The sequence below is a fragment of the Roseivirga sp. E12 genome (assembly GCF_017592825.1).
GTDB lineage: Bacteria > Bacteroidota > Bacteroidia > Cytophagales > Cyclobacteriaceae > Roseivirga.
In genome coordinates, this window is the sequence record NZ_JAGFMD010000001.1 from 1,260,156 (window position 1) to 1,286,438 (window position 26,283).

The following is a 26,283-nucleotide window of genomic DNA, read 5'->3' on the forward strand; positions in this document are numbered from 1 at the left end:
TCTGCGTCAATGAAAGATAAATAATTAACTTGTTATGCTTGACGAGTATCACGTATTTCTCGTCTCAAACACCACCTCGCCTTTCAGGCACTCCTCCTCAAGGAGGAGAGTGATAGAAAAAAATAATAAATATGAAAGCTGTACAATTTGAATCCCTAGGGAAGCCAACGGACGTTCTTCAACTCGTTGACATTGCCATTCCAGAACCCGCTCCGGGAGAAATCCGAATCAAAGTAACCAAAGCCAATATCATTCCTGCCGATATCATGTTCATTCAGGGCATGTATGGCATTAGGCCTCAAATTCCACAAATCGGTGGCTTTGAAGGTACCGGAGCGATCGATGCTTGCGGTGAAGGTGTAGATATGCCTGTTGGCAGTGGGGTTATTTTCACAGCCCTGGGATGTTGGGCAGAATATGTATGTGTAGCCGCCAATAGCATCATTCCGAAACCTCCTACCATGTCTGATGACGTGGCTTGCCAAGCCTTCGTCAATCCTTTAACCGCGTATGGAATGCTGATTGAGGCAGACCTTGAAGAGGGTGATTGGTTGATGCTGACAGCAGCAGCTTCGGCCTTTAGCAAATTTGTGATTCAAATTGCCGCAAGCCGAGGAATCAATGTAATTGGAACCGTTAGAAGTGATGACCAAAAGCAGGCACTTTTAGACTTGGGTGCAGCGGCTATCATCAACGAAAAAACTGAGAATATCTATAAAGCTGTAAAGGCAGCCACAGGCGGAGCTATGGTTGGTGCTGCATTCGATGCTGTAGGTGGCGAATTAGGAGATAAAGTTCTCAATGCGCTTCAACCGGGTGGTAAACTACTGGTCTATGGCCTCTTAAGTCTACAGCCCATACCTCTCAACAGCGGTCTTCTTATCTTCAAAAACCTCACAGTAAAAGGATTCTGGTTAACCACATGGTTCACAGGATTGTCTGGTGACGAAAGAAGAAGCATAGTACCAAAAATACTAGGAATGCTCACCGAGCAATCTCTTAGAGCTGATGTAGAAGCACATTACTCACTAGACGAAATTCACAAGGCCATTGAACATATGGAAAGTCCTGGCCGAAAAGGAAAAATACTTCTCAACATCTCATAAGCTCTTTAGCATCTAAAACTCAAACCATGAAAGCTAGATTAACCCTCGCCTTTTTACTCTTTTTCAGTGTAGCAGTATTTGCTCAAAATGGAGCGACACTCACCAAAGGTCAGCCTGCCTCTGTAGGCATGTCTTCCGATGCCTTAGACAAAATCGATCAACATGTGAAAGCATATATGGATGACAACAAATTACCAGGTGGATCTTTCATGGTAGCCAAAGAAGGAAAAGTCGTTTATAACAAGAGTTTTGGCTATTGCGACTCTAAAAACGAACAGGCCTATGGCAAAGGAGATATTTGGAGACTCGCATCAATGACCAAAGCAGTCACAGCAGTGTCCATTATGCAGCTTTATGAACAAGGCAAAATTGGCCTAGACGACCCAGTTCATAAATACATTCCTGCATTCAAGAATCAAGTAGTACTAGACAAATTCGACAAAGCAGACTCCAGTTACACCACTATACCAGTGGAGAAAGATGTTACCGTAAGAAATCTACTGACGCACACCTCAGGTATTGTATACGGTAGTTTTAACCCAGGCAAATTGATGGCGGTCTATCAGAAGTTCGATATGAACGTGGGTTTTTCGCATGAGACCTGGACAACCGAAGAGTGGATTAATCGATTGGCTAAAGTGCCATTGGCACACCAACCAGGAGAAAAATTCTCCTATGGCCTAAACATGGATGTGCTCGGTAGAATTATTGAAGTTGTATCAGGGACAACCTTAGATAAATACTTCAAAGTCAATGTTTTCGATCCATTGGGGATGAAAGACACCTACTTCTACCTGCCCGAAGGCAAGTTTGATCGATTGGTTGGTGTTTATGCCAATCTTGGAGACCGATGGATGACGGTTGAAGAAATGGGTAGGACCCAAGGCACTGACTACCCCAAAAAAGGCCCACGAAATGTATTTGCAGGAGGCGCTGGGCTATCCTCAACTATGATGGATTACGCAACATTCATTCAGACACTAGTCTCTGGAGGTGGTAAAATTCTGGGAGCTGAAGCCTTAGCTGAGATGAGTAGAGATCAAATGCCTGATGTAATTACAGATTACAAACCAGCCAGAGCCCAAAGAGTAGGGAGTGGTTTTGGTTTAGGTTTTACGGTTTACCTTGATTCACCAACCAAAAGAAGTCCAAAGAGCCCAGGCACCTATGAGTGGGGTGGCTACTTCAATACCAAGTTCTTTATAGATCCGCAAGAGCAAATGGTATTTGTGGGCATGACTCAGATAGCTGGCTTCAATGATAATGCCTTCTGGGAAGACATGTACAAGCTCATTTATGAATCAATAGAAGATTAGTATTTGGATAAACGGGTAAGCAATTTATTATCAGTACGAGACCTATATTTACGTGATTCAAATATTTTTTGATAATTTTTTAAACACCCTAAATCGCTGACAAACAGGATATTATATTGTGATAAAATTTTCAATTTTGCTTTCCCTAAAACTTAATCCTTGGAATTACGAAAACCTTTTTAATACATTTGTGGCACAGAAAAACGAAATGATATACAACTATTTACATATCGAATTTACAGCACCGGCTAGCCAACCGGACTGCCAAAATTCAAGTGTATCCCGGTTCGGGGAGAGTTAATTTTCAGATAAAGAAATTGACAACCCGAGCCATATGGTTCGGGTTTTTTTGTGCTTAAAATTTGATGAAATGCTGCAACAGATGAAGCAAATACAAACGGAGAATTTAAATCAACTCAATCAGAGTCTTTACGACTTTGCTTGTGGGGGAATACATACTATTCAAAAGGTCGATGAAATGATGACTTGACAAAACTGATTTATCGGTTTTGAAAAGCCCGGCCTTCTGAAGGTCGGGCTTTTTTTATTCCTGTCAGGGTGGCCGAGTGACTAGGCACTGGTCTGCAAAACCAGTTAGGAGGGTTTGATCCCCTCCCCTGACTCAAAAATGCCGGGTGGTCTTCCCGAAGCTTCGGGAGGGAAGACGCCAGTTTTGGTTCTGGAGATTCAACCTGCCTGCGGCAAGCAGGGTTCGAGCCTTGGCCTGGTATCATTTGAATTGACCTATAGCTCAACGGGTTAGAGTGCCAGTCTTATAAGCTGGAGGTTCCAGGTTCAAGTCCTGGTAGGTCAACTGAAGTGAGCATATCCTCCCCTTGGGGAGGTGCTCAAAGAGCGGAGGGGTAAAGCTAATTACCCCGAAGGAAACTAAGATGCTAAAGGAGAGGCAGAACGGGTGTCTCCTGATTTAGAGAAGGGTTAAAGGCCCTAAACAACCTTTCGTTCGGGTTGTGATGTTTGTAAAAGCTCTAAAGTGAATAGCAGGTTATTCTGACACAAAGCTTGTTGATCTCAAGCCCAGCGAAAGGATAGCCTAAACGGAAGTATAGCTCAACGGTAGAGCTACTCCCTGTTAAGGAGAAGGTTGTTGGTTCGAATCCAGCTATTTCCGCGGGAATTAAGTTCAGGTATAAGGCCTGATGAGGGTGTCAAAAACCCCATAGTATTCTTGCCAATAGGCATGGATATGCTTCTTGTGAGTGGACTAATCTCCCACCATAAATTACGCTTAAGGCGTGGGTTCGAATCCCACTCTCGGCAAGTTGTCGGGATAACTCAGGTGGCTAGAGTAAAGCACCTCTTAAGATGAGGAATGGACTGTTAATCCATCAGAAGTGCTGACTTCTATAAAAACAGCGATACCAGGATGTGGTGTTTGACAGACCCCTCAGGCCCTATTGCCGGGAATGAGGAACGTTTTGAAGAAACCAGGGCAATCAGGATACCGCTTGATGCAATGATTGACTTCTAGTATAAAACTGAAAAGAGAATTGGCCCAAGGTCGGTTCATTCTAACCACGCTTATGCAGGAACTCAATCATGAATTCAGACTCAATGAAAGTCCCGTTTTGGAAAGATGGTTTGTCAAGCCCCTTCCTATTGAATTGAAATTATTTGGCCAATAGTGATAATGAATAATTAACCGAGGGCCTCACCCCCAACCCTTCTCCATGAGGAGAAAGGAGCAATAAAGACTTGCAAGTCCTCTCCACTGGAGAGGATTTAGGAGAGGCGTTCACAAATTTTAGAAAGATGAAAAGGGTACGAATTAACCAAGGCAAAGTAGGGCTTGTTTTCAGGAATGGAGACTACCGAAATGTGCTTACCGCAGGTACGCATTGGGTATCTCTTTTCGACAATGTAGTCGAATATGATATGGTCAAGCCGTTCATGGCACCCAAAACAATTGACTTGTTTTTGCATGATCAAAAGCTCGTTTCAATGCTAAACATAGTACAAGTCGGTGACAATGAAATTGCACTTAAGTACAAGAGAGGAAACTTCAGAGAAGTATTAACTCCGGGGACTTACGTGTACTGGAAAGGTTTGATTGACTACACCTTTGTGAAGGTGGACCTCACAAAAATTGAGATTACCGAGGACATTGAATTGAGTGTCAAAAAAGACAGAGCACTTATCCCCTACATCAGAGTGTGCAAAGTAGAAAGCTATGAGAAGGCCATCTTGATGGTTAATGGAGCCTTCTACAAACAATTGGATGCAGGAGACTACTACTTCTGGAAAAATGAAATAGCCTTGAATGTGTTGAAAGCCGACATGAGACAAGTGCAAATGGAAGTAACGGGTCAGGAAATCTTGACCAAAGACAAAGCTGCTTTGAGAATCAATTTTTATGGACAATACAAGGTATTGGACATTGTCAAAGCCTTGGTCGAAAACAAAGATTACGAGAAACAACTCTATGTGTTGATGCAAATCGCACTTAGAGAGTTTGTCGGCAAGTTCACATTGGATGAGTTGCTAGAAGAGAAAGACTCGCTTACGGACTATGTAAAGGAAGTGCTTAAAGTGAAAGCCAAAGATTTGGGAATTGAGATCAGGGACTATGGTGTCAAGGACATCATTTTGCCCGGTGAAGTAAAAAACATCATGAACCAAGTATTAGTAGCACAGAAACAGGCACAAGCCAATGTAGTGACAAGAAGAGAAGAAACTGCCTCTACTAGAAACTTGCTTAACACCGCCAAATTGATGGAAGACAACGAAATGTTGTTCAAGTTGAAAGAGATGGAATATGTTGAAAAAATCGCTGATAAGGTGAGCAACATCTCTCTCTCAGGTGGACATAAGGTTGTAGACCAGTTGAAAGAAGTATTCACTGGATTTAAATAAGTTTTGACGAACACCTAACTCAAGAATGCGTCACCCTGAATTCATTTCAGGGTCTCATAACAAGTAGCTCCTGAAACATACCTTTCTTGGTATGTTCAGGGTGACGTTGCCTGAGGGTTCTGATGTCAACGAAGCAAATATGAAAATAGAATCGATCACCTGAGGGCAAACTGCCCTCTGAATTTTAGAAAAATGGACATCTACGAAGAATATATCGAGGGTCTAATTCAGCAGGCAGAGGATGCAATTGATGATGATAATTTAATCGAGGCAAAAAATCTTTTGGAAAATGGTCTAATGGAGGAACCGGGTTATCCGAAACTCCACTACATAATGGGAAGACTATATCACTATGATATTGAAAACCCAGCATTAGCGGAAAGGCATTATCAACTGGCAATAAAGTTTGACCCAAAATATGAAAGTGCTTATGCCGACCTAGCGTGGCTTTACACAAAAAAAGAAAAGTACATTGGCCTCAAGTATTGGATGAAAAAAGCCAAAAAAATCGATGAGGTAAGCAAGACGCTTGTCTATGAAAACCTGGGAAGGGCAGCAGAAGCAGAAAAGAGATATGAAAAGGCTATTAAGCACTTCAAAAAGGCACTTATTCACTCAATGAATGAGCAGGAGTCAAGTAGACTTAAGAAGCATATCAAAAGAAATAAGTATAAAACTAAGGCGAAAGGCAGTAAGCAAAACGCCTCTAAACGATAAGATCATGGCATCAAGAAAATTAACAGGCAAAGACCTGAAAAAGCTAGGGTTCCCAGAAGGGAGAGCCATTGGCGAAGCCATGCGTGTGATGGAAACCGCCTATAAAGGCAAGTCCATACTTCACAAAAAGTCGATGCTCAAAAAGGTGTTAACAACCCCTGCTCTATATGCTAAGCATGAAACGCTCGGGCCAGTTGCCACTGCATTGATGATCAGCGAAATTTCAAACAAGCCATTAGAAATGCGTCAGAAGAGAATTCCCTATGCCATTTATGGCGGTGAAGGAATTGAACCTGGTGCAATCAACCAAATGGAGATTGCAATGAAGTTACCTGTTACAAAGTCTGGCGCCTTAATGCCAGATGCACATCAGGGATACGGACTTCCTATTGGAGGTGTACTTGCTACTGAAAACGCAGTTATTCCATACGGTGTTGGAGTGGACATTGGTTGCAGAATGTGTATGACTCTATATGACATCCCTCCTGCTTATGTGCACCAGAGTACAGGAGCATTAGAGAAGATGTTAATGGACAACACGCGTTTCGGGCAAAGCTCATTCAAACGTCCAATGGACCATGAAGTACTTGAAAACGGCCTTTTTGACGAAATCAATATCATCAAGTCACTAAAGGACAGAGCATGGAGCCAGATTGGATCTTCTGGTGGCGGTAATCACTTTGTTGAATTCGGTATTGGAGAAATCTTAACTGATGACAATGAAATGGGCTTACCTAAAGGCAAATACTTATCGGTACTCTCCCACTCAGGATCGAGGGGACTAGGTGCTAATATCGCGAGACATTACACCAAGTTGGCCATGGACATGACCAAGTTACCGAGCGAAGCCAAACACTTGGCCTGGCTGGATCTAAATTCAGAGGCAGGTCAAGAATATTGGCTTGCCATGAATTTGGCAGGTGAGTATGCCTCGGCATGCCATCACCAAATTCATGAAAGGTTGGCTAAAGCTCTCGGGGAAAGGCCACTAGCAATGGTGGAAAACCATCACAACTTTGCTTGGAAAGAGCATGATAGTGATGGCAAGGAAATCATTGTCCATAGAAAGGGAGCAACTCCTGCAGGCGAAGGTGTAATGGGTATTATTCCTGGATCTATGACCTCTCCAGGCTTTATTGTCAGAGGCAGAGGGGTTCAAGAATCTATTAACTCAGCTGCGCATGGGGCAGGTAGGTTAATGTCTAGAACAAAAGCTAAACAGAGCCTTTCTAAAAAAGATGTGAAGAAGCATATTAAAGAGGCCGGTATCACATTGATAGGCTCTGGACTAGATGAAGCACCACAGGTTTACAAAGACATCCATCAGGTGATGGACAGACAGAAGGACCTTGTAGACGTAATCGGCACATTCCAGCCCAAAGTGGTCAGAATGTGTGGTGCAAATGAAGCCAAAGGCGGTAGGCAGGAAGTGGACTAGTATAAGGCGATGTCGAATAGATATCGCCTTTAATTTTTCTTCCACTACCCGCTAAGCGACTCTTCACAACTTAAATTCATATTTTCGCCACACAATACTTAAGAGATGAGTTTAGAGCAAGAATTACTAAAAAGAAGCAGTATATGTGAGCTATGCGGAGCAGAAGATAATCTATCTTCTTTTGCTGTTACTCCGTCTAATGGTTCAATAGACCAAACCATACTGGCTTGTGTAACTTGCCAAACTCAGATTGAAAACCCTGACCACGCAGACCCTAACCATTGGCGATGCTTAAACGATAGTATGTGGAGCCCCACGCCTGCTGTTCAAGTTATTGCTTGGAGAATGCTGAACAGGTTGAAAGGTGAAGGCTGGCCCGTAGATTTGCTTGAAATGCTCTACTTGGATGACGATACTCTTGCTTATGCCAAAGCCGGAGCAACTGACGAAGATGCACCAAAGCACATCGATAGCAATGGAGTCGAGCTGCAAGCTGGAGATTCAGTCGTTTTGATAAAAGACCTCAATGTAAAAGGTGCTGGCTTTACCGCCAAGCGTGGAACGGCAGTTAGGAATATTGGACTTGTACACGATGACCCTGAGCATATCCAAGGGAAAGTGAATGGACAGACCATCTACATTCTCACCAAGTTTGTGAAGAAGTAATGTGAGCTTCTAGCTTCTAGCTTCTAGCTTCTAGCTTCTAGCTTCTAGCTTCTAATGAAACGAAAAGCCATTTTATTTGGCTACTTGGTCTTCTTAATCCCGTACTCTTTCTGATAGAACTCCATTATAGGCTGAAAAGGTCCATACTTGTGCTGCAGAGCACTAAATTGATCTTCCCAAGGGCCATAAGGTGTAGACACTGGCTTTAACTTCTTATCTGGAAAGTCCGCTTCTGGCTTCGTTTTTTGTGGCCGTTCGAAGCTATTGATATAGGCTGCCACATGATATGCCTCCTCATCTGTAAGTACTGGTTTTTCAAGAGTGGCTTGAAGAAACGGCATATTCCCCTTGATAAACTGAGCAGCCGTAATCACCCTATGCATTCCTGCTCCATGATTATAGGTATCTGTTCCCCACAATGGTGGATATACATATTTTTCAGTTGCCGATGGTCTTTGTCCCTGTCCATCTTCCATATGACAGGTTTGACAGTGCTTGGTATAAATGGCCTTCCCCCTCACAGGATCGGCCGCTTCATTAGGCAATTCTACTTTGGCAAAACCTTTGAATTCTGCTTCTCTCTCCTCTGGTACATCTTCACTTAACCATTCCATATATGCGATGATCGCTTGCATTTCTAGGCTTCTATCGGGCAGCACTTCCCCATCCATACTGCGTTCCATGCAGCCATTGATGCGCTCTATCAAAGAACCAATTTTATTTTCACGACCTCTGAACTGAGGAAATCGATTAGCAACTCCAACAAAGGATGCTGATCCTGACTTTCTACCAGCATCCAAATGGCAGCTCTGACAACTCAGGTTGTTGCCTGCCAAGCGATTCTTAATTTCCAGAGCTAAAGGGCCAATATGCTTACTGGTTTCAGTGATAATATCATAACCCAAGCGCACTAGGTTTTCCCTCGGACTGGTACCTAAATCAGTTTGCGCATTTCGGGGTTGCCAGTTTTCTGGGGAAACTTTGGGCGAGTAGACCCACTGAGGATTTGTCCATAAGACAAGAAGAAAAACGAAGGAGACTAAAACCAACACAAAAACGGCATATACAGCTTGAGTAGCTGTTTGTATTAGTTTCCCAAAGTCCATAAGTCAATTTAAGAATTAACTAAAAGGTATACGCAAGAATCAAATCAACGTGTGCAAAATCAGCCCTGTTAATCCTTGCTCTTTCATCATTACCTATCTCCTCATTCAAGAATCGATAAGCGAGCAGCATTTCAGCAGAGAATCCGTTGAAGGATGCCTTTTTAGGTTCGTATTTCAGAGAAGCGTCCCAATGAAGATGTGATGGAAGTCTGAGCTTGTTTTCTTGTGCATTATCAGGCTTAGCCAACTTATTACTTCCCATGCTAGTGAATAGCCTCATTTTTCTACTTTCGTTCTCCCAGTTCCGCTGCCATTTGACCATAATGGAAGTCACATTCTGCATTCCTTCCACCCTTGTTCTTCTTTGGAAAGTATAGAAAGGTTCTTTACCCAACTCTCTTGGAAGTAACATCCTTCCTTTGTTAGTGATTCTCGAAAAATTAAGCTGAAAAGTACTGTTGTTATGCTTTTTCTCGACTCGAAACCCAAATTGCATAGCCTGATGACCATCTTCTAGGTAGGCCAACAATGGATTTTCATTACCCCCCTCACCTACTTTAAACTGATAAATGAGCATTGTCTTAATACTTAAATCATTCTCAAGTTTCAGAGATGGTTCTAAATAGATTGTATTAGAAACATTGTCTGTATAATAGTTCCACAGATCAATAGTCACACTTTCAGAAAAACTATAATTGGCATTTCCGACTAAAAGGAAATTAGAGTTCACATTACCAGGGTAACCACTTGGATTTCCATCCTTGTCTACTCCTGCTGCTATCAAGCCTATTGTCTCACCAATGCCATCAAACTGCGCGGTAAACCGTGGTGATATATTTTGGATGCCTCCTAGTTGAATTCTTAAGTCTTTATTCGCGCTGTAGTCATACCAAATACCCTGCATTGCATTAGGAAATGGCCATGGTTCGGAATTAACAATTGGGCTTTCCATTAAAAACCGCCCTAAAGTGATTTTATGCCTATTGAAAGTCAATTGAGCATATAGTTGAGGAAGGGCAAACTCAGTATTCCCATTCAAATAGTTCGGATTCCACAGGTTAGCTTCATATATAGGTCCAGAACCCGTAAGAGGGTCTCTCTTAGTGATATTGTCAATGCCTGCATGAGCCAAACCATTCACTTGTCCTCCAAAGGAAAGCCAATTCTTTACCTCGTAAGTATACTTTAAATAACCATAGGCTACTGTGGCTGAAAAGTCCGCAAGATCTTTCCGATTTGCAGTACGCATATAGCGTGTTTTAAAAGCTCCTGTTAGTTCGCCAAGGTCCTGAGCAAAAGACCCGGAACAGACGAGCAAAGCAAGAAATAATATTAGGCTACGTTTCAAGTGTCGAAATTTCCCGCAATTAATGAGGTAATTTATTCCTAAGCAAACCGTAGACATAAGTACCCAGCAAGCCTGACCCGATAGCCACCAACATTACCAAGTATCCATTCCCTACTTGAACGAATAGTGGCCCTGGGCAAGCACCGGTCAAAGCCCAGCCTAAACCGAAGATAGTACCTCCAATTAAGTACCTAGCATACGAAAATTTCTTTGGGGCGATTTCTATTGGGTCTCCCGACATGGACTTCATTTTGGTCCTTTTGATATACTGCGTGATGATAACACCAAGAACTACTGCAGAACCAATTACGCCATACATATGGAATGCCTGAAATTTGAACATCTCGAAGATTCGAAACCACGAGATCAACTCAGCTTTTGTAAGTACTATACCGAAGACCGTTCCGAGGATTAAATATTTGAAATACTTCATAACTGTCTTAAAGGCTTAAAATTGAAGGAAGAATTAACCAGGTCATAAGAAGGCCTCCCGCGAAGAAACCAATCACGGCCAACAAGGAGGCTGGCTGTAAGTCACTTAAACCACTAATGGCATGGCCAGAGGTACATCCGCCTGCATAACGCGTACCAAAGCCCACCAAAAAGCCTCCAAGCACAATCATAATCAAGCCTTTTGTAGAAAGTAGCGACTCAAAGTTGAAGATGGACTCAGGCATCATACCGACTCCCGGATTCTCAACGCCCAGTGCAGACAACTCCGTAATTGTTGAATCACTAATGGCAACAATATTCGAATCCATCAGATACTGGCTGGCGATAAAACCACCAAGCACTGTACCGACAACAAAAACGATATTCCACATTTGCTTTCTCCAATCGAAGTCGAAGAATTCACAGGATTTTCCAGCTCCCATTATGGAGCAGATGTTCCTGAAATTGGCTGACATTCCGAAGCTGTTTCCGAAATAAATCAGTCCAAACATGACAAAAGCGATCACTGGCCCTGCCACATACCATGGCCAGGGCTGACTTATAAATTCTAACATGTCTTGATTTTAGTTTTTAGTCTAATGTACTTGGGCAAACAAAATCTGTCACTGGAATACCTTCCTTGACAATCGCTCCAAAGCCTCCTGCAACATCAATTACTTTGTCAAAGCCTCTAGACTTTAAGATAGAAGCAAAGATTACAGATCGATATCCACCTGCACAGTGAACATAGTATTCGGTCTCCTTGTCTATTCGGTGCATCTCATTGTTAATGAAATCCAGTGGCGTATTCTTAGCTTTCTCAATATGCTCTGCCTGGTACTCTCCAGGTTTTCTAACGTCAAGTACATTGATACTTTCTGTTTCGAGTTTCTCCTTAAGTACTCCCGCACTCACTGAAACTAGAGAATCGACTTCCTTACCAGCTGCTTTCCAAGCCTCGATTCCACCCTTAAGGTATCCTAGGGTATTGTCATAACCCACTCTCGACAATCTGGTGATCACCTCTTCCTCTCTACCCTCATCGACCACTAAAACGATTGGCTGCTGCAAGTCAGCAATCAAAGCACCTACCCAAGGGGCGAAACTTCCGTCAACACCAATGAAAATTGAGTTAGGAATAAATCCGTTAATGAAATTAGTCTGATGGCGTGTATCAAGAACGAGTGCTCCTTCATGATTAGCCATGGCCTCAAAAGTCTCAACATCGAGTGCTACGTTCCCTTTGGCCATTACATTATCTAAACTGTCTACCCCTGTCTTATTCAGCATGGCATTCTTAGCGAAGTATTGGGGCGGAGGTAAAATACCTTCAGTAACTTCTTTAATAAACTCTTCTTTGGTCATATCCGCTCTAAGCGCATAATTGACCTTCTTTTGGTTACCCAAAAGATCGGTAGTTTCCTTGCTCATGTTCTTTCCGCATGCCGAACCAGCACCATGAGCCGGATAAACAATTACATTATCCGGAAGCGTCATGATTTTTTCTCTCAGGCTTTCGAAGAGCATCCCTGCCAAGTCTTCCTGACTAAGGTCAGATTTAACCGCTAAATCTGGTCGCCCCACATCACCGATAAATAGTGTATCTCCACTGAATATAGCATGCTCGTTGCCTTGCTCATCTATTAGCAAGAAAGTTGAGCTTTCAGGCGTATGGCCTGGTGTATGAAGTACTTTGATTTTTACGTCTCCCAATTCGAAGATCTCTTCATCATGCGCCTCATGAATATCATAGGATGTCTTGGCGCCAGGCCCATAAACGATTGTAGCACCAGTTTTCTTAGCAAGTTCTAAGTGGCCAGAAACAAAATCTGCATGGAAGTGTGTTTCAAATATATATTTGATAGTTGCCTTATCATTCTCAGCTTTTGCCAAGTAGGGATGTGTCTCACGTAGCGGATCTATGATCGCCACTTCACCCTTGCTTTCGATGTAGTAAGCACCTTGTGCTAAACAACCAGTATAAATCTGTTCTATATTCATTGTTTTGTTTTTTCTCTTCTCGCTGTCTTTAAGACAATCATTGCTCAAATAACGTTCCTCCCATGCTTCAAGTCTGTAACTCTTGTTACACTAAGCATTGGTTTGCATGGCAAGTTTAGCTCTTGAATCCTCCACTTCTTCTGACAAACAGTACTTCACAGCATCGTCTGTAGTTAGAAAGAAGGCATCGCCTGACTCTTTGCTCACCAGTCCATTTTTATGCAAGGCATCTCTAACCGGACCGATTACCTCTGCAAATAAAAGTGTTATATCTTTTTCCTTCAAGGAATCAATAAGATCCCTTACACCTATAATTCCTGTTGCATCAATATGAACAACAGAAGCTGCATCTAGGATTACAAATTTCAGTTTTCCTTCCTTCGCCAAAGCAGCATTGGTTATTCTCTCTTTGATGGTTTGAATATTGACGAATACGAAAGGCACATCTACTCTTACAATCATCAATTCTTCCCAAGTCTGTAGATTGTCAAAGCGTTTGAGGTTTCGATATTCGGAAAAGCCATTCACCCTGCCCAAAAGCGCCATATGTGGATTGGCCGCCTTGAAAAGCAGGATAAGAACCGATAGGATAATACCAGAGACAATACCCGGTACCATACCAAAAGTCAAAGTAACTAAGGCCGTGGCTAGTAGAAGGCCGAGTTCAACCTTGTTTGTCTTCCAAAGTGTGAGCACATATTTAGTATCGATCAAACCTGATACTGCTACCATAATGATAGCAGCCAATATAGCATGTGGCAAGTGATAGAATAGAGGGGTTAGAAACAACAGCGTTAAAGCCACTAAGACAGCGCTAATTATCGAAGCCAGCGGTGTCTGTGCCCCTGACTGTTCATTAACAGCGGAACGTGAAAAGCCCCCAGTAACGGGATAACTTTGAAATAGGGAACCCACAATATTGGCTGCTCCAAGTGCGATCAGCTCCTGATTGGGCATTACTTTATAATTTCTTCTTTTCGATTCAATGGCCTTCGCCACCGAAAAAGCTTCCATATAGGCCACAACTGCAACAGTCAATGATAATGGAAGTAACTGCCTGACTAAGTCCCAGCTGAGGTCTGGTAATACAAAGGCTGGTAGCCCCTGAGGAATGTCTTGGACAACACTCACTCCTTTTTCATCTAAGCCCAAACCAAAGACTAGGAGTATACCTATAACAACAGCAATCAATGCACCAGGGATTTTAGCGCTTATTCGTTTTGACAATTTGATAAAGACAATTCCTGCAAGACCGATTAAAAGGGTAGCCCAATGGACATCACCTATCTTCTCGAAAGCACTTGCCAGTATCTTATGTATTTCGTGCCCTCTGGCCACATCAATTCCAAGAAGATATTTAAGTTGGTTTAAACCTATAATCAAAGCGGCAGCAGAAGTAAAACCGCTAATTACTGGCTTAGATAAGAGGTTGGTAATAAACCCCATGCGAATAAGTCCAAGTGTAAACTGAGCCACCCCCATAAAGAAGGCCAATAAGATGGCAAAAGTCACATAGGCATCAGTACCCTCTACTGCCAAAACAGATACCCCGGTAGCAACCAAAAGTGAGTCCATGGCCACGGGAGCAACAGAGAGCTGTCGAGAAGTACCAAAGATGGCGTAAATAATTTGTGGTACTACAGAAGCATACAGACCATAGACTGGCGGCAAACCCGCAATCAAGGCATAGGCCATACCCTGCGGTATAAGCATAATCCCTACCGTAAGCCCAGCAAAAAGGTCTCCGCTGAGGTAGCTCTTTTTATAATTGGGTAGCCAGCTTAATATTGGAAAAAATTGCTTCAATTGTAATTTCTTAAATGGTCACACAAAAGTAGCGTGCTCCATTTCATCAAAAGTAACCAAAGTTACTAAAGGTCTACCACAGCGAATTGGTAGAGTATATCGACTGACGATTTCTAGTGGTTTTTGACTTACCCTTCCTAACTTGTCGACCGCCTATGAAAACACAACTTCAAAACTATTTTAATCGACATATTTCGCTGACCGAAGCACAGTTTGAGGAAGTATACAGCTGTTTTGAAATAAAGACTTACCAAAAGAAAGACCTGCTTTTGAGAGAAGGAGAAGTCTGCCAACACAAGTACTTCATCATAGACGGGCTGATTCGGTCTTACTATATAGATGATAAGGGAACTGAGAAGATCACTCAGTTTGCTATTGAGAATTGGTGGGTGACAAACACCGAGAGCTTCGCACTCCAAAGACCTTCGAATATAAACCTTCAAGCCGTGGAGGAGACAACTGTACTTAGGATCAAAAAGGATGACTTAGATGTACTACTAGTAGAAATACCTGCGCTCGAAAAGTTTTTTAGGATTGTGGCTGAGAACATGGTCATTGCCATTCAAAGGAGGTATGGCTTCTATATGAAAATGAATAGTAAAATACGCTATGAACATTTTGTTGAATGGATACCCGATTTTGCCCAGCGTGTCCCCTTGTATATGATCGCCTCCTATTTAGACATTACGCCAGAATATCTCAGTCAACTCCGCAAGGGCTGATTTCTTAAGATATCTTAAGAACTTTTACTTAGCCCCGAACATACATTTGATCCATAATCAAAACCCACAATTATGGAACGAATATCGTATCAAGAAGTACCCAAAGAAATGTTCAATAGGCTCATGGATATTGAGCTTCTAATCAAGAATTCTGGTCTAAGCACTCAATTACTCGAACTTATAAGACTCAGAGTTGCTCAGAAAAACGGCTGTGCGTACTGTGTAGACATGCACCACAAAGAACTGAAACACCTCAACGAAACCGACCTTAGGCTTTCATCAGTCTGCGTTTGGGAGGACACACCCTACTACACGCCTTTGGAGCGCAGTGTTCTAGCCTATGCCGATTGCTTAACCCGTCTTACAAGAGGGCCTTTGAAGGATCAGATATTTGATGCATTGCTCGTCCATTTCTCGAAGGAAGAAATATGCTATTTAACCTTGGCCATCACCCAAATCAATATGTGGACAAGACTCATGAAGGCCTTCCAGTTCACTCCAGGAAAATACCAAGTTCAGAATGGCTAGTATGAAGATGCGCCTCACTCTGGCAAGCATGTGCTTTGCCTTAATACTTACTCAAGTTCAACATGATAAAACAATGATAATGGAATCGAAATCAGATAAAACAACGCTTGTAGTTACCTCCACCCCAAACATGACCCAGCAGGAATCACTTAAAGCTTATGTCGAAGGTGTTATGCCTTTGCTGATTGGCCTTGGTGGCAAGATTGTGAAGAGAAGCAAAATTGAAACAACATATCTTGGTAATGAGCCTTTCACTCACCTCTTGATCATGGACTTTCCATCAAGAAAAGCCTTAATAGAGATGTTCGATGGTGAAGATTATGCAAAGCTGGTCTCGTTAAGAGACACAGCGTTTTTAAAGATCAACATTCAGTTTGCAGATGATCTTTAACTAAGCCATGAGGTTGCCAAGAAAATATTCAATTGGCAACCTCAGGGTTTTAGAACAGGCCCAGATGTTGACGGTACCTCTCCAACATCTTTTGAACAATATTGAAACCTGTAAGTACCTAAAGTCTATTAGGTTAGGTAAAACCCTATCTTGAGTCAATCTCTATACCAGGTAAAACTAGTAGGAGCATTTTCGCTTTCATACTGATCCGGTGTTTTGCAAGCTCCGAAAGAGTTATTAGGGCATATCGTTTGGCCATCAGTTTCGAAGGCACTCATTGGAGTCTGAACATCATAACTTATTTCAATCGTCTGATCGGGTGGTCCATTTTGGTCTGAACTCTTCATAATAATGGGAAATACACCTGCCTCAAAGGCCACCCCAGCATCGGCCAAGTTGGCTCCACTAAGATCCGCATCATTAAAATTTGCCCCCTGAAGACAGGCTTTGCTTAGGTCGGTTGGTTTCCCTTGATAAATCAAGAGTTTGGTTCCTCTAAAGTCGGTATTAAGGAGACATGAGTTTGAAAAATCCACACCTTCACAAAGTTGATCTTGAATATTCGAAAAATTCACATCGACCAAATAAGAACCCGAGAAGTTTGCCAAATAAATGGCCGACCGTTCGAAGGTAGACTCGGGTAGATAGCAAGTAGAAAAATCTACCCCCACAAGATTGGCATCGTCAAAGCAAACGCCTTGTAAGTTAGAATTTGCAAAATTAGCAGCACGCTGCCCCCCCTCACCACCGAGTATTGCACCAATAAAACTGGTATAACTGAAGTTCGAATAAGAGAGTATGGCGATTTCAAAAATGGCGGAATCGCAAATTGCTCTTTCAATCTTGCATTGATGAAAATTACTCTGGCTTAAATTGGTGCTGAAAAAGTTGGGGCCTACCTGACCTGTAGACTTCGTATTTTTAAAATTAGCCCCCACCAACTCAGAATGTCTGAAGTCTGATTGATCCAATTTTCTTCCCCCCAAATCAAAGTTCACGGGGAAAATACTATAAGCAGCTTTTAGTCCTGTTAAGTCCTGTGGTGGATCTCCCTGAATCTTTGCTCCAGACATATCAAGTAAGGTCCAGTCTCCTGCAATCAATTCATAATCGAACTGAGTGTTTACTAAAAGCGTCTTGGGCGTATTAGAGTTGAGGTCATTCAGGTCCACATTATAAAACTTGATCTTCTCCTCTCCCTTACCGGGAATGAGTTTTCTCAAATCACTATGCCCAAAATTACATTTGTTAGAGTATGCCTTTGTGAAATCAGCTTTTTCAAACGGCAAATATGACTGACCCTCCACTTTCTTGGGTTCGTTACAATTACTGAAATTACAGTTGATCAACTCTGCACCTGTAAAATCTGCGCCCTTAAAAAAAGCTTCACTGAAATTGCAATTTTTAAGTATGGCTTCCTTAAAATCGACCTCTGACAAATCTGACTGGCTAAAATCACAATTTTTTATGGTGCAGTTTCTGAAGTCACTACCCACCAAAGAAGTTTTGCTAAAATCACAATTCAGCAATGAGGCGTTCTTACAACTCATTCCTTTTAAGATATTTCTATCCATGAATAATACGTTGTTCAGGGTGGAACCCTGGAAATTACAATAAGAAAGATCACAGCTTATCGGACTCGAATCGTTTATCTCAGCTCCGCTCATATTTATTCGAACAAGACTACAGCCAGTAAAAAAAACTTCGGTCAAGTCACATTCGGAAAAATTTAATTCAGAAAGATCTTGATCTTCAAAACCAAGGTTTGTCAAACCCACCCCTTTGAGTACCGTGTTCTTGTTAAACTTTGAGTCTCCCAGATAATTACTATTTATCTGAACGTTGGTCATATCACAGTTTCGAAAATCGCAAGTATTGAATTTTGCACCTTTAAAATCCGCATTTCGGAGAATTGCATTTTTAAAACTTGCTTTAGCAAAAATCGCTTTATGAAAATTTGCCCCTTCAAAGTTCTGATCACTAAAATCTAGGTCATCAGGCAATACCGTGTAAGAAAAATCAGGTACGCCTATCAGTTCTTTATCATAGTTATTGTAGTAGGTGGTCCTTGTGATTGTCATTTGGAGGGCTGAGTCCTTATCGCTCTTTGACTCTAATATGTTCGCGGTACCTCCAACCTGATCCTTGATCTGAGTTTTATGAAGGTATTTCGTTTTCCCATTGGCCGATGACCTCCAACCAAGAGAAATTACCATTTGCATTGGATTAACACTGATCCATTCAATAAAACAGTAATCTTCATTGTCTCCAACGCAGAGTGCGTATTTGTTTACCTTATCCATAAGTCCAGACACATACACAGGAGACTTAATAGTGAGTGGTACACCTTGAGTATCACATATTATATATAACTGAGTATCATAGTTAAAATATGAGATCAAAGTACCATTCAAGGGTGATGAAGACACTACACAAGCATTCATGTCATCCACTTTTACAAATGCGGTTGGTACTGCTTTACCACCTTGAAAAGTCACAGGAGTGAATACTAATTTCTGATCGAATGAGAAACCCTTGGGTAATTCTTTAAGCATGGTTAAAGTTTAAGAATGTAAACAGTAAAAATCGTACTCTTCGAATCAGGCTTATTCTGGATCAGGTGCTGGTGCCACCCAAAGACTTACAGAAGGTTCAATACGGCCTTTATCTCCCATGATCACCTCATAATTCAAGGCATATATTGCTCGTAAGAGACTCACTGTGATTTTTGCGGCCGATACACCTGTGGTGGTCACTAAAAAGCTACCATCTGGTTTATATACATCTACTGCATAACTGTTAGGGTCCGATCCATCAGCATCATGTCGTAACACATAGATATACCCAACTCCTTCAACAGCCATATCTAGGTAAGTAGCCCCATCAGCGTTCGCTAGGTTCATGGTGGATACTTTAGCACTTTCATCGTTGGGATCAGTAAAATAAGGAATTGGTTTTCCTTGTGTGTCAAAGGCCTGAACCCTATTATTTACAGCCTCCAAAATTAGAATGACCCCGTCAAGCCCCAACTCAATACCCCTTGGTCCATTGACCAAGCCTTCTCTAAATCCTTCTCCGGCAGTAGAATTTGCCATAGGCGCATCCTTATCAGCCATTGCCTTATCTGGCAACTCGAGATAGAAAAGTTTATGAAGTGAGTAGCTTATCCCAAACACGTAACCTTGTGGGTGTTTGACAAACTTGTCAATCTCCACCGGAAATCTACCCCAACTCTCATTTGTATCCGTTGAAAATTCGGGCGGAACTACCTCTTCAGATGACTCATATTTCACATACTTGAGGGAGACCTTTCGCAAGTGATAGCCACCGCCAGGATTGGTTTCTGGATTAAATTCTCCGGCTGTTGGGTCGATAAAGAAGTTTAAGCCTGATCCATCATCTGGTCCTGCCATATCATAAAGTACTCCACCTTCTTTATTAGTCGGTTTCTCCAACATTGAGAATTGCTGCTCTGGATGTTGCAATGTAGAGAGGTTCTGAACGGTGTAAGCGTTACTGCTATTATCCGCACCTGGTAGATTAGAGGCCATCCAGTCATAAGCCATCATGGCTGGCGATTGTGACATCGTGATAGAATTCCATTTTGTAACCTTGGTAGGTGCATAAGGAGAGTCAGTATGAAGTGTGGCCGTAGGTGGCTGACCTTCCGCAGCTTGCCAAAAATGACCCTCGCCCTCACTAAAAGCTATTTTTGATTTATGCTCATAAACAGAACTTGCCGAGAGAGGTACTAGGTTAGTTTCTATTTCCAATTCAGGTATTACAAGTGTGCTGCCATCAGTTCCTTTAGCTTCCAACCAGTCGGTACAACCCTGGCCTGCCTGCCAATTATTATCAGACAAGAAGAAGACATAAACTCGTAGTTTACCTCCCGCTGGCACATTTTCAAAGTTCACAATGATGTCGTCACTAAGAGGTTTTCCTGCGGGGAGCTCAAAAGTCTCCTTTGGGTTTATCACACTTTTATCATAGACCACCGATACTAAGTATTTGGTAGCCTGATCCGGGAATTTTTTATAATCCTTATCAGCAACCAATGTCATCTGAAGATCAATAGCCCTCACTGCCTCCATCTCAAAAACAAAAGGCGATGAAGCTACTTCAATAGAAGTTTGAGCTAATTGAGCAGCAGTTACCGCTGCATCAAAGGCTGCTTTGGCAGCATCAATAAATGGTATACAACGCTCAGCAGCACCTTCAGCCATTCTCTTGGCCATCCATTTTCCTAGTGTACATGCCTGATTCAACAGAAGAGGACTCAGTACTGAAATCACATCCTTAGTAGCCACTTCAGAATCCTGGGAAGTAGCGATGTAAGTAGCTGTCGCAGTTGTTACTAAAAATCCCCCAGCAGCGCACATGGCAAAAACCATTTCGGGATCATTCATAATACTATTGGTATCCTCAGTATCGCTATTAGAGTTGCCAGCAGCAAGTAGAATAACGGGTAAAGCCAACTCGACTAGGCATGTAGCCAAAATACCCACCCAACAGACATCATTATCAATTTTACCAGTCCCTAGGCCTCCAAAAAGGAGTTTTACAGTATGCGCCTCATCAGGAACAGGGATGGTCAATGTTGTAGGGTCTCCACCCAAGGGAATACCAAAGACCTCTGTTACTGGCTGAATTAGTTGTAGATACTTTTTGTCGGGAGCTGGTTCGAATACATCACCAAGGTATTCAGCCATTTGCTCGGGCCATTGCGCCTCAGGAGAATCCACTTCTGCGACACTTGCCAGAGTCTGATCATTTTTCTTATCAAAAGTTATGGGCTTATCATCTTCATCTAAGAACGTGACATAAGCAGATAAATGTCTGAGCCATTCGTTTGTCACCTTTACTTTAATAGAACCACCAAATCCTCCGTCATTCGAAAACCTAAGTGGAAATTCTATGTTACTATTATCCATACACAGCATGGCTGTGGCGGAGTTGTTGTCGAGATTGGAGGCATTTATACTATATGACATACTCGTACGCACCTCATTAAGGATAAAACTACCCGAAAGGGTGGCCTCGGTTTCAATCGGATCTTCCTCGGTCCAGGAACTACTTAGTTCAACTTCAAAGTTCACGGGCAGATCCTCATCAATCTCGCCTACAATTTTCAAATAACCACCGATTAGTCCACTTTCATGGTCGGCCGTACATACCTTGATATAGACTTCTTCTCTCAACAATGCGGCAACAATGTTATCGTTCAATGGGATTTGTGTATCCAAATCAGACCATAAACCCGATCCTTTCCAGGTCTTTGAACCAGATGCATTCTTCCACTCTACTTTACTATCAACTGAAAGCCCATGACCTTTAGAGTGATTACTGATCACCCAATTGTAAGGATTGTTGTTTGCACTTTCGTTTGTTAAAGTGACCTCCTTTGAAACAGGTTGCATCGCACCTGGCGATTCAGAGTTGGTGACATTCGCATCGGCATTGTAACTATCACTGGTTGCCCCCTCAACGCTATTCCAGGTTTGCCCTTCTAACTCTTCTTCATCCGCACAGTATTTAACCGCCAATTTCAAAGGGGCCTCCATGGCGCTTTTTACATCAGGAGAAAGTTCCATGGTGTAAACAACCTCACCGCTCTCATTCAATAGCTGATTACCATTCGGGTCCACAGCAGGTGTCATAGTACACCAGTCCTCACCAGCATCGTATATGGCAAAAGGAAAATCAAGACTTGTATTATTAATGGCCTGAGTAATATAGTCCGTAATAAGGTTAGGGGTTAGCTGATCATTTTCCGTACTCAAATTGATCAGCGCATTGTGTTGAAAAAGTAGGGCAATCGAAGTGTCTACTGCCCCCTGCCAATCGCTTACATCGTATGGATACTGAGTGTCCTCTTCATTTTCTAAAGCCGCATTATTGGCCAATTCAGAAACTCTATCATAGAGCTTTATTTTTGGGTGCACCTCCCAAGTTTTTGCCCCTCTGCTTTTTTGCCTGTCGTAAAATTTCCTTTTGCCTTTTTGAGGGGTATGAATTCCCATCTGGGTAATTTGATTGGTAACCCCATTACTCGTTTGCCTTGGGTAAGTAACATGCGTTAGACAAATCACATCGGCAGGTAAATCAACGTCAATAAAGTGTGTAAGTCGATCATCATTAATATACCTAAGACTTGGATGTGTTTCTTTGGCCTTAACAATAGATTCAGGAGTATGCTTCTTTACGGGAAAATCCTTAAAAGAGTGGTGGAAAGTAAAATTTACATCTTGTTTTACATAGGAAAAATCGAAGTGCAACGTGTGTTGCTCCGTTGGACGAAACTGTGGATTCATGTGTGTTTGTTTTGGTTGAAGGCCTCACCTTGAGGATGAGGTGTCTGTTCTAAATATAGAGAATGTTTGGTGGTTCTACCAGAGTAGCAAACCAAAGGTGCAAGAGACCGGCTACAGCAGGTAATTATATTCCGGAAACCTCTCAAACATCTTTTGGGTAAAGTTGCAACGAGGAATTACAGAAAGGTCATTGGATTTAGCATAATCAATCATTTGATCGAAGAGTAACTTCCCTAGTCCTTTTCCTTTCTGAGATTGATCTACCTGTGTATGTTGAATGATGATCCGATCGGCAAGTGGTTTTGCGAACATCATATGAGCAACCATTTTTTCGTCTTTCCAAAGCTGAAACTCCCCTCCTAAGTCATCCTCTTTGAGTCTACTTTCCATCGTCATTAGTAAGCTTTGGGGTTGAAGCTATCATGCTCAAAGCAATAGGCCCATTTCTCACCGGGCTCAGCAGAAAGTATCACGGAGTGGCCAGCATGTACTTCAGCATGCTTTCGAGCATGTTGATTAGGCGATGAATCGCAGCACAAGGTAGTTCCACAGGTCTGGCATTTTCTTAAGTGCAACCAAGAGTCGCCTGTCTTCACGCATTCATCACACTCGTACTGATCAGGAGGGTTGACTTCTAGGGTTTGAAGGTGTTCACAAATCTGCGGTTTCAGCGACATGGATGTTAGCTTTTAACGAAAAATGATCGGCTAATAAAGTTAACCGATCATTTTTCATTGACAACATGAATTACATAGATCAATCATAATCTACTTTGATGCCGTACTTTCTAAACATTTGGTGCAAATCATCAACGTATGTTTTCAGTTTAGGATTAACCAGAGCAGGTGCAACGAACTTGACCCCTAACTTTTTCATGGCCTCACCTGCCTCAACCGTAGGTTTTTTGTTGATCACTTTACCATGAACAAACTCCTCAGAATACAGATTAATATAGATATGGTTTAGAGACTCTAGACTCATATTGCGAGCTCTATTATCTCTTACATACCTCCCTACATCTGTTTCATCACTAAAGGCATAGGCTTCTGACATTTCTTCTGCAGTCAGCTGTTTGAAAATTGACTCCAAGGATTCAATACTAACCTCCTCTTCGCCATCCATTAAATATTTACCATCATTGGTAATAAAAATGGTCAGTGTAGAAGTAGACCTGAAATATGGCTCTGCCTTAGTTTTTTCTGAAGCAGTCAGTTGCTCGTGCAAGGTCCACATACGGTACATGTCCTTGGCCTTAGTTACAAAGTCATAAGGAGGGTAATTTTTATATTGCCTCGCCAGCTTATTGTACTCTTCCAAAGTTGTTAAGCCCTCATCTTGGACCATAAGAATGACCTCCTCAAGGATGGGTTCACTTCTTTCGACAATTGATGGAAGTACTTCTGTATTTCTACTACTAAAACTGAAGAGCGTTAGAGAGACCAAAGGCAGCAATAATAAGCACCTCAGTACCATTGCCCGTTTTGTTGTTCTTGTTTTCATAATTGTGAATCTTTTTTTGATAAATGAAAATTGAAAAGCATTCACCAGATCTGATGGTAGTTTATTAATGGCAAAAGCCAGTACTATTTGCTGATATAGGCCGGGTTTAACCCCTTTCTCGAGAACGCCCCGATCAGCAAGGTATTCGTGATTAAGTTTCATGTAATTTTTAGTCAATCGAATCAGTGGATTGAACCAAAAAACTACCTGTAATAATTCGATTAAGAGCACATCAACGGAGTGCAATTGCTTGGCATGAATCTCTTCATGCCAAATGACTTCTTTGGGTATTTCTTCGTTGATAAATTTCTTCCTGTTATAAAACACATACTTCAAAAACGTGTGAGGGATTACCTCTTCTCTCAATAACACTTTGATCAATGAGACTTCTTTCAGCTTGGGATTTCTTTTTATCCTGAGAATAATCTTGAAAAAATTGATGAAAAACTTAGTGGCAAAAAGAGCTAAACCGATAAAGTAAACCCCATAAAGAGCAAAAGGCCAAAAATTAACAGGCGACTCTATAACCTCTCTTTCTGTGAACGATTCCACCTGTTCCGTGATGATCATCGAGGGTATCGGTAACTGTATTTTTGTTGTTTCTGTATATGTTGTGAAGGTTAGCTCGGGAATGATCAAGGCCAAACAAATTGCCGTTAGAAGGTAGATTCGTTTAAACTTATGTACGCTCGTTTTTTCAAGAGCAAGCTTATAGAAGGCCAAGAAAATAGCAAGACAACAACTAAACTTTAGGATATAGATAAGCATAACTACTTTCTTTTAATCTCCTTATCGATTATTCCCTTCAGTGCTTCTAACTCCTCCTTAGTCAAATTCGCCTTTTGCGTAAAAAACGATGCAAATTGCGCAGAACTATCACCAAAGAAATTCTTTATCAAACCGTTCAAGTGATTTGAGAAGTAGTCATCCTTAGATACCAAAGGCCTATACTGCCGAGAGTTTCCGAATAAGGTATAGGCCACAAAGCCTTTATCCATCATCCTTTTCAACAAGGTCAGAAGTGTAGTCGTTGCTGGCTTAGGCTCTGGATATACATCCAGCAGCTCTTTCATAAATGCCTTTTCTAACTCCCAAAGGTGTTGCATTAATTGTTCTTCGGCTTTTGATAACTGCATAAGTCTACATTCTTAGATGTTACTCTACAAACATAGAGTATATAATTTATCTCTACAAGTGTAGAGCAAAATATTTTTATTTGTAACCTGATTAATTGGGAATTGTTGGAACTGAAAGGCGAAAAAGTCCTACCCTCAATCAAGCATGGAGATGAGTTTATTCAAAGCCATGATGGCTTCAGCATACTTTTTCGCCTGTTCAATAATCTGAAACCTACGTCCAAAGGCTAATACCTCTAGGCTTTTGTCGGCAAGAATATACGGATAGTCTAATGTTGTCGGGGGCCTTGGGTCATCCTCATAAAATAGATCAACATCGGCCTGTCTATTATGCTTACCCCAGAGGTAAGGATGCTTGATCATCACTGCTACCTCATACTTATCCTTAATAAATGTATTCGAAATAGCCTCTCGTTCTTTAACACTCTCCACTAGAGCATAGTACTCCGCTATTTGGTTTTGAAGTGAATCTTCCAAGGCCGCAATCTCTCCTGAGTTGCTTAACAATACAAAGCCCTTGGTCTCTGCTTTAAAATTGTACTCCAAAACTAAATAAGTCAGATTGCCCGCAAAACTGCCATCAACTGGAATCAATGTCTTAAACTGCATCAACACGGAGTCTGCAGCATGGTATTGGATTTCTAATAAGCTGTCTAAACGCTTTAGTTCTGCCAAATCCAGTTTTAAGTCCTGCTTAAAAAGCAGTAGATGTGAATTAGCCGACTTCTTAAGATTCCTTGCTTGATTCCAATTATTGACTTGTACAGCCAGCACAATACCGATTACAACTAGGAGTATTTCGCCTACAGCATACAGAAGATAGCGTTTAACCTTACCGCCTTCTACCATCTTGTTTCTAAGTTTTCGGAGTAAGAAAATCAT

22 protein-coding genes and 3 tRNA genes are annotated in these 26,283 nt (G+C 41.8%); 12 read left to right on the top strand and 13 right to left on the bottom strand.

Annotation, left to right across the window (positions count from 1 at the left end; all coding sequences use genetic code 11):
• The first annotated feature begins 131 nt into the window (after positions 1-131).
• The 9 genes from J4E76_RS05550 (at position 132) to J4E76_RS05590 (ending at position 8,117) form a co-directional block, all read left to right on the top strand.
• Positions 132-1,106, top strand: coding sequence for a zinc-dependent alcohol dehydrogenase family protein (locus J4E76_RS05550; protein ID WP_208501938.1), 975 nt, complete (start codon positions 132-134; stop codon positions 1,104-1,106).
• A 26-nt stretch (positions 1,107-1,132) separates the two neighbouring features.
• On the top strand, positions 1,133-2,422 hold the full coding sequence (locus tag J4E76_RS05555) for a serine hydrolase (RefSeq protein ID WP_208501940.1): 1,290 nt from the start codon (positions 1,133-1,135) through the stop codon (positions 2,420-2,422).
• Positions 2,423-2,974: 552 nt separating this feature from the next.
• Positions 2,975-3,045, top strand: a tRNA-Cys gene (locus J4E76_RS05560).
• 117 nt (positions 3,046-3,162) lie between these two features.
• Positions 3,163-3,236, top strand: a tRNA-Ile gene (locus J4E76_RS05565).
• 246 nt (positions 3,237-3,482) lie between these two features.
• Positions 3,483-3,554 (top strand) — tRNA-Asn (locus J4E76_RS05570).
• A 641-nt stretch (positions 3,555-4,195) separates the two neighbouring features.
• On the top strand, positions 4,196-5,296 hold the full coding sequence (locus tag J4E76_RS05575) for a slipin family protein (protein WP_208501942.1): 1,101 nt from the start codon (positions 4,196-4,198) through the stop codon (positions 5,294-5,296).
• Positions 5,297-5,488: 192 nt separating this feature from the next.
• Positions 5,489-6,013 (top strand): tetratricopeptide repeat protein, encoded by a 525-nt coding sequence (locus J4E76_RS05580; protein ID WP_208501944.1) that lies wholly within the window; start codon positions 5,489-5,491, stop codon positions 6,011-6,013.
• 4 nt (positions 6,014-6,017) lie between these two features.
• Positions 6,018-7,451, top strand: coding sequence for an RtcB family protein (locus J4E76_RS05585; protein ID WP_208501945.1), 1,434 nt, complete (start codon positions 6,018-6,020; stop codon positions 7,449-7,451).
• A gap of 105 nt (positions 7,452-7,556) precedes the next feature.
• Positions 7,557-8,117 (top strand): alkylphosphonate utilization protein, encoded by a 561-nt coding sequence (locus tag J4E76_RS05590; RefSeq protein ID WP_208501947.1) that lies wholly within the window; start codon positions 7,557-7,559, stop codon positions 8,115-8,117.
• A gap of 80 nt (positions 8,118-8,197) precedes the next feature.
• Here J4E76_RS05590 and J4E76_RS05595 read toward each other — a convergent pair whose 3' ends face one another.
• From J4E76_RS05595 to J4E76_RS05620, 6 genes are all read right to left on the bottom strand, one after another.
• The gene (locus tag J4E76_RS05595; protein ID WP_208501949.1) at positions 8,198-9,223 is read right to left on the bottom strand and encodes a c-type cytochrome; all 1,026 of its coding nucleotides are present in this window, start codon (positions 9,221-9,223) and stop codon (positions 8,198-8,200) included.
• Between the two features lie 19 nt (positions 9,224-9,242).
• Complete coding sequence (locus tag J4E76_RS05600; RefSeq protein ID WP_208501951.1) at positions 9,243-10,571, bottom strand: hypothetical protein; 1,329 nt, start codon at positions 10,569-10,571, stop codon at positions 9,243-9,245.
• A gap of 19 nt (positions 10,572-10,590) precedes the next feature.
• Positions 10,591-11,004 carry a YeeE/YedE family protein gene (locus J4E76_RS05605; protein ID WP_208501953.1) on the bottom strand — a complete coding sequence of 138 codons (414 nt, stop codon included), beginning with the start codon at positions 11,002-11,004 and terminating at the stop codon, positions 10,591-10,593.
• Between the two features lie 7 nt (positions 11,005-11,011).
• The gene (locus tag J4E76_RS05610; RefSeq protein WP_208501956.1) at positions 11,012-11,578 is read right to left on the bottom strand and encodes a YeeE/YedE family protein; all 567 of its coding nucleotides are present in this window, start codon (positions 11,576-11,578) and stop codon (positions 11,012-11,014) included.
• Between the two features lie 16 nt (positions 11,579-11,594).
• Positions 11,595-13,004: a rhodanese-like domain-containing protein gene (locus J4E76_RS05615; protein WP_208501958.1), complete on the bottom strand. Its 1,410-nt coding sequence runs from the start codon at positions 13,002-13,004 to the stop codon at positions 11,595-11,597.
• Positions 13,005-13,094: 90 nt separating this feature from the next.
• Positions 13,095-14,810, bottom strand: a complete 1,716-nt coding sequence (locus tag J4E76_RS05620) for a SulP family inorganic anion transporter (RefSeq protein WP_208501960.1) — start codon at positions 14,808-14,810, stop codon at positions 13,095-13,097.
• A 155-nt stretch (positions 14,811-14,965) separates the two neighbouring features.
• On the opposite strand from J4E76_RS05620, the gene J4E76_RS05625 reads away from it, so the two are divergent.
• The 3 genes from J4E76_RS05625 to J4E76_RS05635 all read left to right on the top strand — a co-directional run bounded on the left by J4E76_RS05625 (position 14,966) and on the right by J4E76_RS05635 (position 16,451).
• The gene (locus tag J4E76_RS05625; RefSeq protein WP_208501962.1) at positions 14,966-15,532 is read left to right on the top strand and encodes a Crp/Fnr family transcriptional regulator; all 567 of its coding nucleotides are present in this window, start codon (positions 14,966-14,968) and stop codon (positions 15,530-15,532) included.
• Between the two features lie 72 nt (positions 15,533-15,604).
• A complete protein-coding gene (locus J4E76_RS05630; RefSeq protein WP_208501964.1) occupies positions 15,605-16,060 on the top strand; it encodes a carboxymuconolactone decarboxylase family protein in 456 nt (151 codons plus the stop codon).
• Positions 16,061-16,139: 79 nt separating this feature from the next.
• A complete protein-coding gene (locus J4E76_RS05635) occupies positions 16,140-16,451 on the top strand; it encodes a DUF1330 domain-containing protein (RefSeq protein ID WP_208501966.1) in 312 nt (103 codons plus the stop codon).
• 155 nt (positions 16,452-16,606) lie between these two features.
• Here the strand turns inward: J4E76_RS05635 and J4E76_RS05640 are convergent, their stop codons facing one another.
• From J4E76_RS05640 to J4E76_RS05670, 7 genes are all read right to left on the bottom strand, one after another.
• The gene (locus J4E76_RS05640) at positions 16,607-19,006 is read right to left on the bottom strand and encodes a pentapeptide repeat-containing protein (protein ID WP_208501968.1); all 2,400 of its coding nucleotides are present in this window, start codon (positions 19,004-19,006) and stop codon (positions 16,607-16,609) included.
• A 51-nt stretch (positions 19,007-19,057) separates the two neighbouring features.
• The gene (locus J4E76_RS05645) at positions 19,058-22,765 is read right to left on the bottom strand and encodes a hypothetical protein (RefSeq protein WP_208501970.1); all 3,708 of its coding nucleotides are present in this window, start codon (positions 22,763-22,765) and stop codon (positions 19,058-19,060) included.
• Between the two features lie 111 nt (positions 22,766-22,876).
• On the bottom strand, positions 22,877-23,155 hold the full coding sequence (locus J4E76_RS05650; protein WP_208501972.1) for a GNAT family N-acetyltransferase: 279 nt from the start codon (positions 23,153-23,155) through the stop codon (positions 22,877-22,879).
• Positions 23,156-23,160: 5 nt separating this feature from the next.
• On the bottom strand, positions 23,161-23,442 hold the full coding sequence (locus J4E76_RS05655; protein ID WP_208501974.1) for a UBP-type zinc finger domain-containing protein: 282 nt from the start codon (positions 23,440-23,442) through the stop codon (positions 23,161-23,163).
• A 79-nt stretch (positions 23,443-23,521) separates the two neighbouring features.
• Positions 23,522-25,033 carry a M56 family metallopeptidase gene (locus J4E76_RS05660; RefSeq protein ID WP_208501976.1) on the bottom strand — a complete coding sequence of 504 codons (1,512 nt, stop codon included), beginning with the start codon at positions 25,031-25,033 and terminating at the stop codon, positions 23,522-23,524.
• Positions 25,034-25,035: 2 nt separating this feature from the next.
• Positions 25,036-25,401, bottom strand: a complete 366-nt coding sequence (locus J4E76_RS05665; protein ID WP_208501979.1) for a BlaI/MecI/CopY family transcriptional regulator — start codon at positions 25,399-25,401, stop codon at positions 25,036-25,038.
• 135 nt (positions 25,402-25,536) lie between these two features.
• Positions 25,537-26,283, bottom strand: coding sequence for a DUF6090 family protein (locus J4E76_RS05670; protein WP_208501981.1), 747 nt, complete (start codon positions 26,281-26,283; stop codon positions 25,537-25,539).

Excerpts from the sequence above, each read along its gene's own strand:
- J4E76_RS05575 (WP_208501942.1), top strand. The coding sequence starts at position 4,196 with ATGAAAAGGGTACGAATTAACCAAGGCAAAGTAGGGCTTGTTTTCAGG.
- J4E76_RS05665 (WP_208501979.1), bottom strand. The coding sequence starts at position 25,401 with ATGCAGTTATCAAAAGCCGAAGAACAATTAATGCAACACCTTTGGGAG.
- J4E76_RS05625 (WP_208501962.1), top strand. The coding sequence starts at position 14,966 with ATGAAAACACAACTTCAAAACTATTTTAATCGACATATTTCGCTGACC.
- J4E76_RS05555 (WP_208501940.1), top strand. The coding sequence starts at position 1,133 with ATGAAAGCTAGATTAACCCTCGCCTTTTTACTCTTTTTCAGTGTAGCA.
- J4E76_RS05650 (WP_208501972.1), bottom strand. The coding sequence starts at position 23,155 with ATGGAAAGTAGACTCAAAGAGGATGACTTAGGAGGGGAGTTTCAGCTT.
- J4E76_RS05585 (WP_208501945.1), top strand. The coding sequence starts at position 6,018 with ATGGCATCAAGAAAATTAACAGGCAAAGACCTGAAAAAGCTAGGGTTC.
- J4E76_RS05645 (WP_208501970.1), bottom strand. The coding sequence starts at position 22,765 with ATGAATCCACAGTTTCGTCCAACGGAGCAACACACGTTGCACTTCGAT.
- J4E76_RS05640 (WP_208501968.1), bottom strand. The coding sequence starts at position 19,006 with ATGCTTAAAGAATTACCCAAGGGTTTCTCATTCGATCAGAAATTAGTA.
- J4E76_RS05670 (WP_208501981.1), bottom strand. The coding sequence starts at position 26,283 with ATGATTTTCTTACTCCGAAAACTTAGAAACAAGATGGTAGAAGGCGGT.
- J4E76_RS05550 (WP_208501938.1), top strand. The coding sequence starts at position 132 with ATGAAAGCTGTACAATTTGAATCCCTAGGGAAGCCAACGGACGTTCTT.
- J4E76_RS05615 (WP_208501958.1), bottom strand. The coding sequence starts at position 13,004 with ATGAATATAGAACAGATTTATACTGGTTGTTTAGCACAAGGTGCTTAC.
- J4E76_RS05610 (WP_208501956.1), bottom strand. The coding sequence starts at position 11,578 with ATGTTAGAATTTATAAGTCAGCCCTGGCCATGGTATGTGGCAGGGCCA.
- J4E76_RS05590 (WP_208501947.1), top strand. The coding sequence starts at position 7,557 with ATGAGTTTAGAGCAAGAATTACTAAAAAGAAGCAGTATATGTGAGCTA.
- J4E76_RS05630 (WP_208501964.1), top strand. The coding sequence starts at position 15,605 with ATGGAACGAATATCGTATCAAGAAGTACCCAAAGAAATGTTCAATAGG.
- J4E76_RS05595 (WP_208501949.1), bottom strand. The coding sequence starts at position 9,223 with ATGGACTTTGGGAAACTAATACAAACAGCTACTCAAGCTGTATATGCC.
- J4E76_RS05660 (WP_208501976.1), bottom strand. The coding sequence starts at position 25,033 with ATGCTTATCTATATCCTAAAGTTTAGTTGTTGTCTTGCTATTTTCTTG.
- J4E76_RS05635 (WP_208501966.1), top strand. The coding sequence starts at position 16,140 with ATGGAATCGAAATCAGATAAAACAACGCTTGTAGTTACCTCCACCCCA.
- J4E76_RS05580 (WP_208501944.1), top strand. The coding sequence starts at position 5,489 with ATGGACATCTACGAAGAATATATCGAGGGTCTAATTCAGCAGGCAGAG.
- J4E76_RS05655 (WP_208501974.1), bottom strand. The coding sequence starts at position 23,442 with ATGTCGCTGAAACCGCAGATTTGTGAACACCTTCAAACCCTAGAAGTC.
- J4E76_RS05605 (WP_208501953.1), bottom strand. The coding sequence starts at position 11,004 with ATGAAGTATTTCAAATATTTAATCCTCGGAACGGTCTTCGGTATAGTA.